The 12,809-nt window shown below is 69.0% G+C and carries 10 protein-coding genes, 1 tRNA gene and 1 pseudogene; 6 read left to right on the plus strand and 6 right to left on the minus strand.

From position 1 onward, the window contains the following. Positions 1 to 321: 321 nt before the first annotated feature. The gene (locus MC380_RS12110) at positions 322 to 2,238 is read left to right on the plus strand and encodes an MFS transporter (RefSeq protein WP_242165046.1); all 1,917 of its coding nucleotides are present in this window, start codon (positions 322 to 324) and stop codon (positions 2,236 to 2,238) included. A gap of 105 nt (positions 2,239 to 2,343) precedes the next feature. On the opposite strand, the gene nudC is transcribed toward MC380_RS12110, so the two are convergent. From nudC to MC380_RS12125, 3 genes are all read right to left on the minus strand, one after another. Then, positions 2,344 to 3,237: an NAD(+) diphosphatase gene (nudC, locus tag MC380_RS12115; RefSeq protein WP_242165048.1), complete on the minus strand. Its 894-nt coding sequence runs from the start codon at positions 3,235 to 3,237 to the stop codon at positions 2,344 to 2,346. A 25-nt stretch (positions 3,238 to 3,262) separates the two neighbouring features. Further along, the gene (gene erpA / locus MC380_RS12120; protein WP_242165050.1) at positions 3,263 to 3,649 is read right to left on the minus strand and encodes an iron-sulfur cluster insertion protein ErpA; all 387 of its coding nucleotides are present in this window, start codon (positions 3,647 to 3,649) and stop codon (positions 3,263 to 3,265) included. Between the two features lie 92 nt (positions 3,650 to 3,741). After that, a complete protein-coding gene (locus MC380_RS12125) occupies positions 3,742 to 4,500 on the minus strand; it encodes a DUF6776 family protein (RefSeq protein WP_242165052.1) in 759 nt (252 codons plus the stop codon). Between the two features lie 72 nt (positions 4,501 to 4,572). Between MC380_RS12125 and MC380_RS12130 the strand changes: the two genes are divergently transcribed. The 3 genes from MC380_RS12130 (at position 4,573) to MC380_RS12140 (ending at position 9,439) form a co-directional block, all read left to right on the plus strand. After that, positions 4,573 to 5,160, plus strand: coding sequence for a DUF4126 domain-containing protein (locus MC380_RS12130; RefSeq protein ID WP_242101625.1), 588 nt, complete (start codon positions 4,573 to 4,575; stop codon positions 5,158 to 5,160). Positions 5,161 to 5,255: 95 nt separating this feature from the next. Continuing rightward, positions 5,256 to 6,914 (plus strand): EAL domain-containing protein, encoded by a 1,659-nt coding sequence (locus MC380_RS12135; protein WP_242101626.1) that lies wholly within the window; start codon positions 5,256 to 5,258, stop codon positions 6,912 to 6,914. 116 nt (positions 6,915 to 7,030) lie between these two features. After that, the gene (locus MC380_RS12140; protein ID WP_242165054.1) at positions 7,031 to 9,439 is read left to right on the plus strand and encodes a hybrid sensor histidine kinase/response regulator; all 2,409 of its coding nucleotides are present in this window, start codon (positions 7,031 to 7,033) and stop codon (positions 9,437 to 9,439) included. Positions 9,440 to 9,450: 11 nt separating this feature from the next. Here the strand turns inward: MC380_RS12140 and bfr are convergent, their stop codons facing one another. The 3 genes and pseudogenes from bfr to MC380_RS12155 all read right to left on the minus strand — a co-directional run. Continuing rightward, positions 9,451 to 9,921 (minus strand): bacterioferritin, encoded by a 471-nt coding sequence (gene bfr, locus MC380_RS12145; RefSeq protein ID WP_242165056.1) that lies wholly within the window; start codon positions 9,919 to 9,921, stop codon positions 9,451 to 9,453. A 120-nt stretch (positions 9,922 to 10,041) separates the two neighbouring features. Next, positions 10,042 to 10,251, minus strand: a complete 210-nt coding sequence (locus tag MC380_RS12150; protein ID WP_242165058.1) for a bacterioferritin-associated ferredoxin — start codon at positions 10,249 to 10,251, stop codon at positions 10,042 to 10,044. Between the two features lie 210 nt (positions 10,252 to 10,461). Next, positions 10,462 to 10,974 (minus strand): annotated as a pseudogene (locus tag MC380_RS12155) (RNA pyrophosphohydrolase); the annotation flags it as partial. 141 nt (positions 10,975 to 11,115) lie between these two features. On the opposite strand from MC380_RS12155, the gene MC380_RS12160 reads away from it, so the two are divergent. Further along, a tRNA-Met gene (locus MC380_RS12160) sits at positions 11,116 to 11,192 on the plus strand. 213 nt (positions 11,193 to 11,405) lie between these two features. Then, positions 11,406 to 12,809, plus strand: coding sequence for an oxygen-independent coproporphyrinogen III oxidase (gene hemN, locus MC380_RS12165; RefSeq protein WP_242165059.1), 1,404 nt, complete (start codon positions 11,406 to 11,408; stop codon positions 12,807 to 12,809).

A 12,809-nucleotide genomic window follows, 5' to 3' on the forward strand; every position in this document is an offset into this window, starting at 1 on the left:
TAACAGGCAAGCAGGATCCATGCCACGGTCGACCAGGCCGCCGCGCAATTTCAGCAGATGGCTGGGTGGGAGCGACGCACCGGTCTTCAGGTTCGCGGCCAGCCAAGCGCGGCGCGCCGACGTCGTCGCGCCTTCGCGTATGGGATCGCAGGCCCCGATCCGGGACCGAGGTCGAGGACAGCTGCGGCCGATCGAGCGCCGTACCGGGAATGGCAGTGCACGGCGCCACGAAGTGGCGCTCCATCCGCGTGATTTTGCCCGCCAGCAGCGAAGCGTCCCCGCAACGCCTCTGCTAGGCTCGCGGCGCACATGGGAGGGGCGATGACGCAGGCCACGCACGGGCATTCGCAATTCGAGCTGCTGGGACAGCGCCGCTTCGCACCCTATTTCGTGGTCCAGCTGCTGGGCGCGTTCAACGACAACGTGTTCCGCCAGGCGATCATCGGCCTGCTGGGCTACATGGCCATCGACCAGGCGCAGCGCGGGCTGTACACCCAGCTGGCGCCGGCGATCTTCATCCTGCCCTACTTCCTGTTTTCCGCGCATGCCGGGCAGATCGCGGAGAAGCTGGAGAAATCGCGGCTGATCCGGATCACCACCGCGATGGAGATCGCGATCATGTCGCTGGCGGCGGTGGGCTTCCTGCTGCAGAACATGACCGTGCTGCTGGTGGCGCTGTTCGCCACCGGCGTGCAGAGCACGCTGTTCGGACCGGTGAAGTATTCGATCCTGCCGGCGGTGCTGCGGCCCGAGGAGCTGACCGGCGGCAATGGGCTGGTGGAGATGGGCACGTCGATCTCGATCCTGGTCGGCATGCTGTTCGGCGGGCTGATCTTCGCCGTGGCTGGCACGCATGGGCCGGTGGTGGCGGGCGTGTCGGTGGTGGCGCTGGCGGTCACTGGCAACCTGGTGAGCCGGATGATCCCGGCGGTGGCGGCGGGCGCGCCGGAGCTGCGCATCCGCTGGAACCCGGTGCCCGAATCGCTGGCGGTGTGGCGGCTGACCCGCCGGCAGCTTGCGGTGCGCAATGCGGTGCTGGGCGTGAGCTGGTTCTGGTTCACCGGCACGGTGCTGACCGGCAACCTGCCGGTCTATGCCGAGCAATACCTGGGCGGCACGCCGACGCTGTACGTGTTCGCGCTGGCGGTGTTCTCGGTGGGCGTGGGCGTCGGTTCGCTGCTGTGCGAGAAGCTATCCGGGCGGGTGGTGGAAATCGGCCTGGTACCGCTGGGCGCGTTCGGCATGAGCGCCTTCATCCTGGACCTGTACTTCGCGCAGCCGGTGGCCTCGACGATGCGAGGGCTGGACGTGTCGGGCTTCCTCGGGCAGCCGGGCAGCTGGCGGATCGTGATGGACCTGGCGGGGATTGGCCTGTTCTCCGGCTTCTTCGTGGTGCCGCTGTTCGCGCTGATCCAGAGCCGCACGCCGGGCAGCGAGCTCTCGCGGGTGATCGCGGGCATGAACATCCAGAACGCGGTGTTCATCGTGCTGGCCGCGGTGGGCGGGATCGCGCTGCAGCGCGTGCTGGGCTGGAGCATCCCGCAGCTGTTCCTGGCACTCGCGGTGGCGAGCGTGCTGGTGGCGGTGTGGATCTTCACGATCGTGCCCGAATTCCTGATGCGCTTCCTGAGCTGGCTGCTGGTGCGCACCCTGTACCGGCTGCGCGTGCGTGGGGTCGAAGCGAACGTGCCGGACGAAGGCCCCGCCCTGATCGTGTGCAACCACGTCAGCTACATGGACGCGCTGATCCTGGCGGCGAGCATCCCGCGGCCGGTGCGGTTCGTCATGTATTACCGGATCTTCAACATTCCGGTGATGTCGTGGATCTTCCGCACGGCCAGGGCGATCCCGATCGCATCGCCGAAGGAAGACCCGGAGCTGATGCAGCGCGCGTTCGATGAAGTCGACGCGGCGTTGGCCGAGGGCGAGATCGTGTGCATCTTCCCCGAGGGCAGACTGACCCGGGACGGGGACATCGCGCCGTTCAAGTCGGGTGTGGAGCGCATCCTGCAGCGACGCCCGGTGCCGGTAGTGCCGATGGCACTGCGTGGCATGTGGGCCAGCATGTGGAGCCGACGCCACGCGTTCGATGAAACCAGCCGCCTGGGTCGCATGCGCGTGCCGCGCCGGTTCCGCGCGCATATCGACGCGGTGGCGGCGCCGGCGGTCGACGGAAGCCTCGCGACCGCGGGTTTGCTCGAGGCCAAGGTGCGGGTGTTGCGGGGGGATGCGGCGTAGGTCGAGGTTGCGCCTCAAACCGTGCGGTGTGGGCGTCGGCCGTGTAGGGCCGACCTACGGCCGCGGCGCGTTGCGCGCGTAGGTCGGGGCTACGTCCCCGAGCGATTAGCCGGCGTACCAGGTTTCGATCAGCCAGCGGGAGATGGAGATCGACGGCGAGAGCTTCAGGCCGTCCTCGCCGGTTTCGCCGCGCATCGCCTGGCCGATCTGCTCGCGGGTGAACCAGCGGGCGTCCTCGAGTTCGTCGCCGATGCGGGGCACGTCGGGTTCTGCATCGGCCACGAAACCGAGCATCAGCGAACCGGGGAATGGCCACGGCTGCGAGGCCAGGTAGCGCGCGCTGCGCACGCGCACGCCCGATTCCTCCAGCACCTCACGCGCGACCGCCTGTTCCAGCGATTCGCCCGGTTCGACGAAGCCGGCCAGGGTGGAGTAGCGCTGCGGTGGCCATGGCGCCTGGCGCCCGAGCAGCAGGCGTTCGCCGTCGGTGACCGCGACGATGATCGCCGGGTCGGTGCGCGGGTAATGCTCGCTGCCACAGCGCGTGCAGCGGCCCTGCCAGCCGCCGCGCTGGAATGCGAGTTCGCCGCCACAGGCGCCGCAGTAGCGGTTGCGCGCGCGCCAGTGCAGCATCGCCCGCGCCTGCGCGAACAAGGTGGCCTGCCAGGCCGGCCAGTGCGCGGCGGCGCTGCGCAGATCGACGATGGCGGGGGCGGTGTCGTCGACCGCTTCGGCCGGCAGCGCGAACCACGCCTCGTCGCCGCGCAGGCCGAGGAAGATCGCAACGCCTGGTCCGCCGCCGACCTCGGCGCCACGCGGTGCGTGCAGGGCGTGGTCGGAGCCGGCCAGACTGCGACCGTCGGTATCGATCAGGATCACGCGCGCGTCCGGCCACAAGGCGGACAGGGCCGCAGCATCGTCGCGCAGCGCATCGCTGCGCTCGAGCGGTTCGGCGACGAAGGCAAAGGGAGCGACGGTCATGCCGCGATTATCGGGCATGCCCGGAAATGGGCGCCGCGACCGGTCAGACCGTGAACGAGGAGCCGCAGCCGCAGGTCGACTTGGCGTTGGGATTGCGGATCACGAACTGCGCGCCGTGCAGGCTTTCGGTGTAGTCGACGGCCGCGCCCATCAGGTACTGCAGGCTCAGCGGGTCGACCAGCAGGGTGACCTCATCGGTGACGATGGCCAGGTCGTCCTCGCCCTGCTGCTCGTCGAACTCGAAGCCGTACTGGAAGCCCGAGCACCCGCCGCCCTGGATGTATACCCGCAGCTTGAGCGCTGCATTGCCTTCCTCGGCGATCAGCTCGCGCACCTTGGCCGCCGCCGCGGGGGTGAAATCCAGCGGGCGTTGCAGCGAAAGATAGTCCGGCGCCGATGCGGGGGGTGCGGCCTGGTCAAGCGTACTCATGCGCCAAGGATGGGGGGTGCCGCGATCGAATCCAAGTGCCGCGCCGCAGCGCGCTGGGAGAGCCGCCGACGACTCAACGCGCTCAACCCCGCCTACTGCTGCCCCGGCGCCTGCGCCCCGGTCGCGTCCGCCCAGGTGAACGAGCGCTCCACCGCCGTCCCGCCCTTCGGCTGGAGCCGAACGATCACCCGTACCGGCTTGAATCCGGGCGGCAGCAGGACATCGCCTTCCACCCGCTGAAAATACTTGAACGAGTAGTCCACGCCCGGCGCGTCGGGCTGCTGGCGCAGCGAACTCCAGTCGAGCTGCTGCATGCGGCCATCGCGCGTGCCTTCCACGGACAGCGTCGCCCGACCCTGGTTGATCGCGCCGCGGTTGAGGTTCTGGGTCAGGGTGGCGACGAAGTGCCAGGCCTGCGCATCCTGCGGTTTGAGGCTGAGTGCGTGCACCGTCAACCCGCGCCGCTGACCGGTGGCACCGACGAAGCGTTCGTAGAAGGCGACATCGGCACGCAGGCCGGCGATTTCCTCGTCACGCTCGGCCAGCGTGCCTTGCAGCGCGGTGTTCGCGTTGCGACTGATCTGGTCGGAGCGGGTGAGGTTGGCGACGTTCTGCTCCAGCGCGGCAATGCGCTCGCGCTGCTCCTCGAGTTGCGCGGATGCATCTCCGGGCGCGGGCGCGAACACCTTCCACAGGCCCCAGGCGCCGAAGACCAGCGCCAGCAGGAAGACCGCGATGACGGTGTAGGCCAGGCCATGGCCCTGGTGGCGCTCCGGTGCCGGCTTGCCCACGGCTTCCGGTGGCGGCGAAGGCTCGTTCATCTTCGAACGTATAGCGAGCCGGTCGCGCATGCGTCAAGCCGGCCATCCGGTTAGAGTCCCCGCGTGCGGCCGGTCCGGCCGGGTTGTGGAGAGGGCGCCGCCATGTCCGAGGCCCATCTGTTCGCGATTGGCGTACTGCTTGCGTGGCTGGCGGGAATCCGGGTCTATCTGACGGTGTTCGGCGTGGGCCTGGCCGGCGCGCTCGGCTGGCTGGAGCTGCCCCAGGCACTGGAAGTGGCGCAATCGCCGTGGGTGCTGGGCGTCTCCGGCGCGCTGGCGGTCGCCGAATTCTTCGCCGACAAGATCCCGGGCGTGGATTCGGGCTGGGACCTGCTGCATACGCTGCTGCGCGTTCCTGCGGGCGCATTCCTGGCCGCGGCGACGCTCTCTCCGGACACCGGCGGTGACCTCAGCGCAGGCATGCTGGCGACCGGGGCCGGCGTCGCGCTGACCAGCCACCTGCTCAAGGCCGGTTCGCGCGCGCTGCTCAACACCTCGCCCGAGCCGGTGAGCAACTGGACCGCCTCGATTACCGAAGACGTCGCGGTGGTGGGCGGACTGGCCCTGGCCTTCACCTATCCGTGGATCGCGCTGGCGATCGTGGTCGGGCTGAGCGTGGGCTTCGCGCTGTTCGTGTGGTGGCTCTGGCGCAAGTTGTTCCGACGCGCGCCGCGGGCGCAGGCCGGCTGATCTTCACCTGGCCTGCATGCCGTGACGACCGGCCGCCCGTATCATCCTTTCCCGTTATGCCTCGAACACAGGACGAACGCGGACAGGGGAATGGGATGACGGTGGAGGAGTACACGTCCGGCGCAGCGATCGAGCCGGGTGGCCCCGATGCCGAAGATCCCTACCGCGTGCTCATCGTCGAGGACGACCGTAGCCAGGCGCTGTTCGCCGAGAGCGTGCTGCACGGTGCGGGCATACGCACCTTGTGGGTGGCCAAAGCCGATGAGCTGATTCCGGCCCTCGACGCCTTCGCACCGGACCTGGTGCTGATGGATCTGCACCTTCCGGATTCCAACGGCACCCAGCTGACCGCGGCCATTCGCGGCCAACCGGAGCATGCGCACCTTCCGATCGTGTTCCTGACCGGCGATCCGGACCCGGAAACCGAATTCCGCGCGCTCGATTGCGGCGCCGACGATTTCCTGAGCAAGCCGATCCGTCCGCGCCATTTGATCTCCGCCGTACTGAACCGGGTCAAGCGTGCGCGGGCCGCACGCCCCACCAAGGGCGACGGCCGCGATCCGTTGACCGGACTGTCGCGCCGCGACCGGATCCTGCCGCGACTTGCGCAGGCGCCCGGCGCCCTGCTGGTGGAAGTGCAGCACCTGGCCGCGCTGCAGCAGCGCCTGGGCTATACCGGCAGCGAGAACGCGCTGCGCGCAGCGGGCAAGCTGCTGGCCGCACTGGCGCCCGAGGCCGCACGCCTGAACGACGCCAGCTTTCTGGTCCTGAGCGATGAGGGGGGCCAGGACGCGCTGGCCGGGTTCGCGCGACGGATCCGCGACGGCCTGTCGCAACCGATCGAGCATGAAGGCCTGCCGCTGCGCCTGCGCGCCGCGGTCGGCTACGTGGCCCAGGCCGATTCGGGCGACGATCCGATCGACGCGCTGGAGCAGGCCCTGCGCCGTGCACGCAGCGAAGCTGCCGGCATCGCCGGCTTCCAGCCGCGCGAGGGGGTGATCGTCGAACCCGGACACGCCTCGGCGCTGCGCGATGCGCTGGAACACGACCGGTTCGAACTGGCCTTCCAGCCGATCGCTGCGGTGGCCGGCGGAGACGAGGCGCAGTTCCAGGTCCTGCTGCGTCTGCGCGACGACCACGGCGAGATGCTCACCGCGGGCCAGATCATCGCCCGCGCCGAGGCGGCGGAGCTGCTGGGCGCAGTCGATCGCTGGGTGATCGAACACGCGCTCGCGCTGCTCGCGCGGCCCGACGGGCCCAAATGCCTGTTCGTGTCGCAATCCCCGCAGGCGATCGCCGAGGATCCGCATGGCGAATGGCTGCGCCAGGCATTGAGCGACCGTGGCGTCGACCCGGGCGCGCTGATCATCGACCTGCGCCTGGACGATGCGCTGGTGCATGCGCTGGCGGTGGCCGAATTCTGCGAGCACCTCGCGCCGCACGGCGTGCGCTTCTGCCTGGGCCATTACGTGCATGGCGACGAAGCCGCGGCGCTGCTGCAACGCCTGCCGCTGGCCTATGTCCGGCTGGCGCCGCGCTATTCGCAGCTCGATGCCGATCCGGCCCTGCCCAGCGAATTGCACGCCCTGGTCGCCGCCGCACATGCCGCGGGCCTGCGCGTGATCGGCTCGCGGGTCGAAAGCCCGTCCGCGGCGGCCACCCTGTGGATGAGCGGCATCGACTACATCCAGGGCAATCTGGTACAAGGCGCAGGCAAGGATCTCGACTTCGACTTCCACCATTCGGTGTTGTAGCGGTGGGGTCCGGGCCGATGATGATCGTGGGGGACGATCATGTGGAGACACCCGGAAACGCGAAGCGCAATGCGGATGCGACGTCGATGACGTCGCCACGCACGAGCGCGCCATCGATGCCACGCACGCCGGCGCCCGTCGCACGGCCGGGCTGGCAACCCTGGCTCGCCTTCGCCGCGGCCTGCGGCGTGGGCGCGGCACTCCTGCTCGAACACAGCGGCCCCGCGGGGCCCTGGCAGCAGGCGGCGCTGTGGCTGGCCGGCGGCACCCTGCTGTGCCTGGCCGCCTATCTGGCGGTGTTGCAACGGCGCGAACGCGATAGCGTGACGCGCGCGCGGCATGGCGAAGCCACCGTGTCCGCGCTGCAGCGCGAGATCGACCGGCATACCGAGCTGGAGAACCAGCTGCTGCAGGCCAAGCAGGTGGCCGAAGCCGCGGCGATGGCGAAAGGCGAATTCCTAGCCACCATGAGCCACGAAATCCGCACCCCGCTCAACGGCGTGCTGCCGATGCTCGACCTGCTGCTGCACGCCCAGCTCGCGCCCGACCACAAGGAACTGGTGCGCACCGCCTTCGCGTCCTCGCAGCAGCTGCTGCGGATCGTCGACGACATCCTGGACTACTCCAAGCTGGAAGCCGAACGCCTGGTACTGGAGAGCACCGCCTTCAACCTGCGCGAACTGCTCGACACCGTGCTGGAGATGATGGAGCGTCCGGCCGAGGCCAAGGGCCTGCGCCTGCACCTGCAGATCGATTCGAACGTGCGCCTGCCGGTGCGCGCCGATCCGGTGCGGCTGCGCCAGGTGCTCGCCAATCTGGTCGGCAACGCGATCAAGTTCACCGAGCGCGGCACGGTCACGGTGGCGGTGCGCAAGCTGAGCGAGACCGCGGCGCAGCACCGGCTGCGCTTCGAGGTGCGCGATACCGGCATCGGGATCGAGCCGGCCGCGCAGGCGCGCCTGTTCCAGGCCTTCAGCCAGGCGGACGCCTCGACCACGCGCCTGTACGGCGGCACCGGCCTGGGGCTGGCGATCTGCAAGCGCATCGTGGAACTGATGGACGGGCGGATCGGAGTCGAGTCCGAGCCGCGGCACGGCTCGACGTTCTGGTTCGAGGTCCCGGTGCTCAAGGTGCACGGCGACATCACGGCGCCGGACGCCGCCAGCGCCGGCGAGCGCCTGATGCTGATCAGCAACGATGCGCGCCTGCGCTCGCGCCTGGGCATGCTGCTGCCCAACTGGGGCTTCCGCGTGAGCATGGTGGAAACCACCCAGGAAGCGCTGGACCGCCTGCGTACCGGGGCCAGCAAGGGCAGTCCGTGGTCTTACACCGTGGTCCTGGCCGATTTGACGGGCATGCGCAGCACCGCGCTTTCGCTACGCCGCAACCTCGAACGGCAGGCAGTTTTTGGCAACGTGCGCCTAGTGTGCCTGTACGGCGACGACGATGTGCCGGAGGAACTGCGGCGCAACACCACCCTGCTCAGCCGCCAGGCACCCGATCCGGACCTGCGCCAGGCGCTGTTGGCGCGCCCTGTCGCCGGCGCGAGCGAACACATTGCCGTGCCGCAACGTACCGGCGATGCCGCTGCATCGATCCGCAACGCGCGGGTGCTGCTGGTGGAGGACAATCCGGTCAACCTGATGGTCGGACAGCGCCTGTTGGGCGTGCTCGGTGTGAACTGCGACACCGCCGGCAACGGCGAAGCCGCGCTCATGCGGATGTCCGCCTCGCGTTACGACCTGGTGCTGATGGACTGCCAGATGCCGGTGCTCGACGGCTACGCCGCGACCCGGCAGTGGCGGGAGAACGAAGCCGCCGGCGGGCCTGCGCGGCGTCTGCCGATCGTGGCCATGACCGCGAACGCGATGGCCGGCGACCGTCAGAAGTGCCTCGATGCCGGGATGGACGACTACCTCGCCAAACCGGTCACCCGGGCCGAACTCGAGCGTTGCCTGCACCGCTGGTGCACCCCGCGGTCCGCGCCCGCCAATGACGCCAACGCCGGCCCGGCGAGCACGCACGTCCGCGGCGCAGGCGCCCAGGGGCTGATGGCCGCGATGCCACCCGCGCCCACGCCGATCTCACCCGCAGCCTCCCTGGAGCCTCCCGTGATGGCGCCCACATCCTCCCCGGAGGCTTCCGCGATGCCAACGCCCGGTTCGGACAACCCAGCGGATGCGGCACTGGATGTTGCGGTGCTCGACGAACTACGCGAAGTGCTCGGCAGCGACGTGCGGGCGTTGATCGATGTGTTCCTGGACGATGCCCCGCAGCTCATCGCAGACCTGGAAACCGCGGCGACACGGCCGGATTACCCCCTGCTTTATCAGGCTGCGCATTCGCTCAAGTCATCCAGCGCCAATCTGGGCGCGATGAGCCTGTCGGCCGCCGCGAAACGGATCGAACTGGGCGCGCGCGCCGAGGCGCTGGACCGGCCGGCTGTCGCGGTGACCCTGCTGGCGGGCGAATTCGAGCGCGCGCGCGATGCGCTGCGCGCATACCTGCACAGCGCATTCGCGTAACGACCTGGCGCTCAGTCCTCGAGCTTGGTCTGCAGGTAGTTCTGCTCGCCCAGGCGGGCGATCAGGCCGAGCTGGGTCTCGATCCAGTCGATGTGCTCTTCCTCGGATTCGAGGATGTCGGCGAACAGTTCGCGACTGACGTAATCGCCGACGCCTTCGCAGTACGCGATCGCAGCCTTCAGGTCGGGCACCGCTTCCAGCTCCAGCGCCAGGTCGCATTCGAGCAGCTCGCGCGGGCCTTCGCCGATCCGGAGTTTGCCCAGCGCCTGGAAATTCGGCAGGCCATCGAGAAACAGGATCCGCTCGGCGAGCTTGTCGGCATGCTTCATCTCGTCGATCGATTCCTTGTACTCGTGCTCGGCCAGTTCCTTCAGCCCCCAGTTCTTGAGCATCTTGGCGTGCAGGAAATACTGGTTGATCGCGGTCAGCTCGTTGTAGAGCGCCTTGTTGAGGTGCTGGATGACGCCTGCATCGCCTTTCATGTGCGCGGTTCCGTTGCGGCCGATGGCGCGACTCTAGCGAGTGCGCGCGCGCAATGGCGAAACGCGAATCGAATGCATTCGCGTGCAGGCGGATTCAATGGCCACCGGCGCAGCCGGCGGTCAGGCTGCGTGCGAGAGCACCGGCAGGGGCAGCGGCACGGTCCTGGCGCCGTGGACCTGCGCGAGCACTTCGCTCGCCGTATCCAGGCAACTGCCGCAGTTCGCCCCCACGCCGGTGCGCATGGTCAGCTCGGACACGCTGTGGCAGCCGGCTTCGGCGACTTCGCGGATCTGGCGTTCGGTGACGCCGTGGCAGAGGCAGACGTACACGGTGGTGGCAGGCCGGTAGGGAACTCGCCTAGTGTCGCCGTGAATGAGAATGATTGTCAATCACCCGCCTGAATGCCGGTCCGGCGCCGGTACCCGAAGACCGGCTCAGCCCTGATTGGAGTCGGACTGGTTCGGCCCGGACCGGCCCCCCGGGCGCCCGCTCGGGCGCGGCCGTCCATGCGCGCGCCATCGACGCGGGTCCACGCCACGGCGTTCCGGGCCCAGTGGCGGGATCGCCTGGCCGCCGGCCACCTGGCGGGCGAACGGCGCCAGATGCCGCAGCGCGCTCATGTAGACCCCGCGCTTGAACGTGACCACGTGCTCGAGCGGGTACCAGAAATCGACCCAGCGCCAGTGGTCGAACTCCGGCTTCTCGGTCAGGTCCAGGCGCAGGTCGCGCTCCTGGCCGGTGAACTGCAACAGGAACCAGACCTGCTTCTGGCCGATGCACAGCAGCTTCTCGTGGCGCCGGATCGCCCGTTGCGGCAGGCGGTAGCGCAGCCAGCCGGGGGTGACGCCGAGCACGGCCACGTGGTCCGGGAGTAGCCCGGTTTCCTCGCGCAGCTCGCGGTACATGGCCTCCAGCGGGGTCTCGTCGGTATTCATCCCGCCCTGCGGGAACTGCCAACCGTCGCGACGCACGCGCCTGGCCCAGAACACCCGACCATCCGGGTGCATCAACACGATGCCGACATTGGGTCGGTAACCGTCCGGATCGATCACGATGCGGACTCCGAAATCTACTGTGTCCGACTCTGCCACGGCCGGCGCGGGGGGACAAGCCATTACCCCGTCGATTGACGCAGCCGGAGGCCCAGCGCAGAATGCGCGGCTCGCCGAAGGCCGGAGCCTTCCGCAGCCCACGGCTATGTAGCTCAGCCGGTTAGAGCACAGCACTCATAATGCTGGGGTCGGTGGTTCGAGTCCACCCATAGCCACCACTGCCAGGCGACCTGACCCCGCGGACTTGCGGGGTTCTTTGTGCCTCAAGGCCGCAGTTTCCGATCAGGGTGGCCGCCGCCGGGCCCGCTCGTTCTCGATACGCGCCTCCCGGCCGCCACGCGTCCCGGCTGCGGACACGACGCCTGCTCGGGCACCGGCGCATTTGACGCCAGTCAAGGCGCGACCCGGGAACACGCCCTACCGTGCGGTCCATGGCAACCGACACCACCGGCCTCGATCCCGACCTGCTGCGCCGTTACGACCGGCCGGGTCCGCGCTACACCTCCTACCCCACGGCGCCGCAGTTCCACGCCGGCTTCGGCGAGGCCGCGCTGCGCGAGGCTGCCACCGCGAGCAACGGCGATCCCATCCCGCGCCGGCTGTCGCTGTACGTGCACGTCCCGTTCTGCGCCAGCCCCTGCTTCTACTGCGGCTGCAACCGCATCATCACCCGCGACAAGGCCCGGGGCGAAGCGTATCTGGCCCGGCTCTACCGCGAGATCGCGCTGACCGCGCAACTGTTCGACCGCGATCGGGAAGTGATCCAGCTGCATTTCGGCGGCGGCACGCCCAACTTCCTCACCCCGCAGCAACTGCGCGAGGTCGTGGACACCCTGCGCAGCCATTTCCACTTCTCCAGCGCGCGCGAACGCGATATCTCGATCGAGCTGGACCCGCGCTTCGTCTCGCCCGAGGACATCGCGGTGCTGGCCGACATCGGCTTCAACCGCGCCAGCTTCGGCGTGCAGGATTTCGACCCGGACGTGCAGGCGGCGGTCAACCGCATCCAGAGCGTGGAGGAAACCCGGGCGGTGGTGGATGCCTGCCGCGCCAACGGCTTCCGCTCGGTCAACGTGGACCTGATCTACGGCCTGCCCAAGCAGAACCACGAGGGCTTTGCGCGCACGCTGGACATCGTCACCGACATGCGTCCGGACCGGATCGCGGTGTACAGCTACGCGCACCTGCCGCAGCTGTTCAAGCCGCAGCGACAGATCGTGGCCGAAGACCTGCCGGATGCCGAAACCAAGCTGGGGCTGCTGCAGCTGGCGATCACGAAACTGACCACGGCCGGCTATGTCTACATCGGCATGGATCATTTCGCCCTGCCCGACGACGATCTGGCCACCGCCCAGGCGCGCGGTGGCCTGCACCGCAACTTCATGGGCTACACCACCCACGCCGACAGCGACCTGATCGGGCTCGGCGTGAGTGCGATCAGTCATATCGGCGACAGCTTCAGCCAGAACCCGCGCGACCTGCCGAGCTGGCAGATCGCGCTCGACGAAGGCCGGCTGCCGGTGTTCCGCGGCATGCGCCTGGACGAGGACGACCAGCTGCGCGCCGACCTGATCCAGGCGCTGATGTGCCAGGGCGAGGTGCCGGTGCGTGCGCTGGAACGGCGCTACGCCATCGACTTCGACGACTACTTCGCCGATGCCATCGCCAAGCTGCAGCCCCTGGCCGAGGACGGCCTGGTACGGCTGGAGCCCGACCGGATCGCGGTCACGTCGCGCGGACGGCTGCTGTTGCGTAACATCGCCATGTGCTTCGACCGATACCTGGACCAGCCTGCAGCCCCTGTCGCCTCGCCGCGCTTCTCGCGCGCGATCTGA

This window comes from Lysobacter sp. M15 (genome assembly GCF_022662515.1).
Lineage (GTDB): Bacteria > Pseudomonadota > Gammaproteobacteria > Xanthomonadales > Xanthomonadaceae > JAKPBU01.

Bases quoted from the DNA above. Each gene is read 5' to 3' on its own strand.
- MC380_RS12110 (WP_242165046.1), top strand. From the start codon at position 322: ATGACGCAGGCCACGCACGGGCATTCGCAATTCGAGCTGCTGGGACAG.
- nudC (WP_242165048.1), bottom strand. From the start codon at position 3,237: ATGCCCGATAATCGCGGCATGACCGTCGCTCCCTTTGCCTTCGTCGCC.
- erpA (WP_242165050.1), bottom strand. From the start codon at position 3,649: ATGAGTACGCTTGACCAGGCCGCACCCCCCGCATCGGCGCCGGACTAT.
- MC380_RS12125 (WP_242165052.1), bottom strand. From the start codon at position 4,500: ATGCGCGACCGGCTCGCTATACGTTCGAAGATGAACGAGCCTTCGCCG.
- MC380_RS12130 (WP_242101625.1), top strand. From the start codon at position 4,573: ATGTCCGAGGCCCATCTGTTCGCGATTGGCGTACTGCTTGCGTGGCTG.
- MC380_RS12135 (WP_242101626.1), top strand. From the start codon at position 5,256: ATGACGGTGGAGGAGTACACGTCCGGCGCAGCGATCGAGCCGGGTGGC.
- MC380_RS12140 (WP_242165054.1), top strand. From the start codon at position 7,031: ATGCCACGCACGCCGGCGCCCGTCGCACGGCCGGGCTGGCAACCCTGG.
- bfr (WP_242165056.1), bottom strand. From the start codon at position 9,921: ATGAAAGGCGATGCAGGCGTCATCCAGCACCTCAACAAGGCGCTCTAC.
- hemN (WP_242165059.1), top strand. From the start codon at position 11,406: ATGGCAACCGACACCACCGGCCTCGATCCCGACCTGCTGCGCCGTTAC.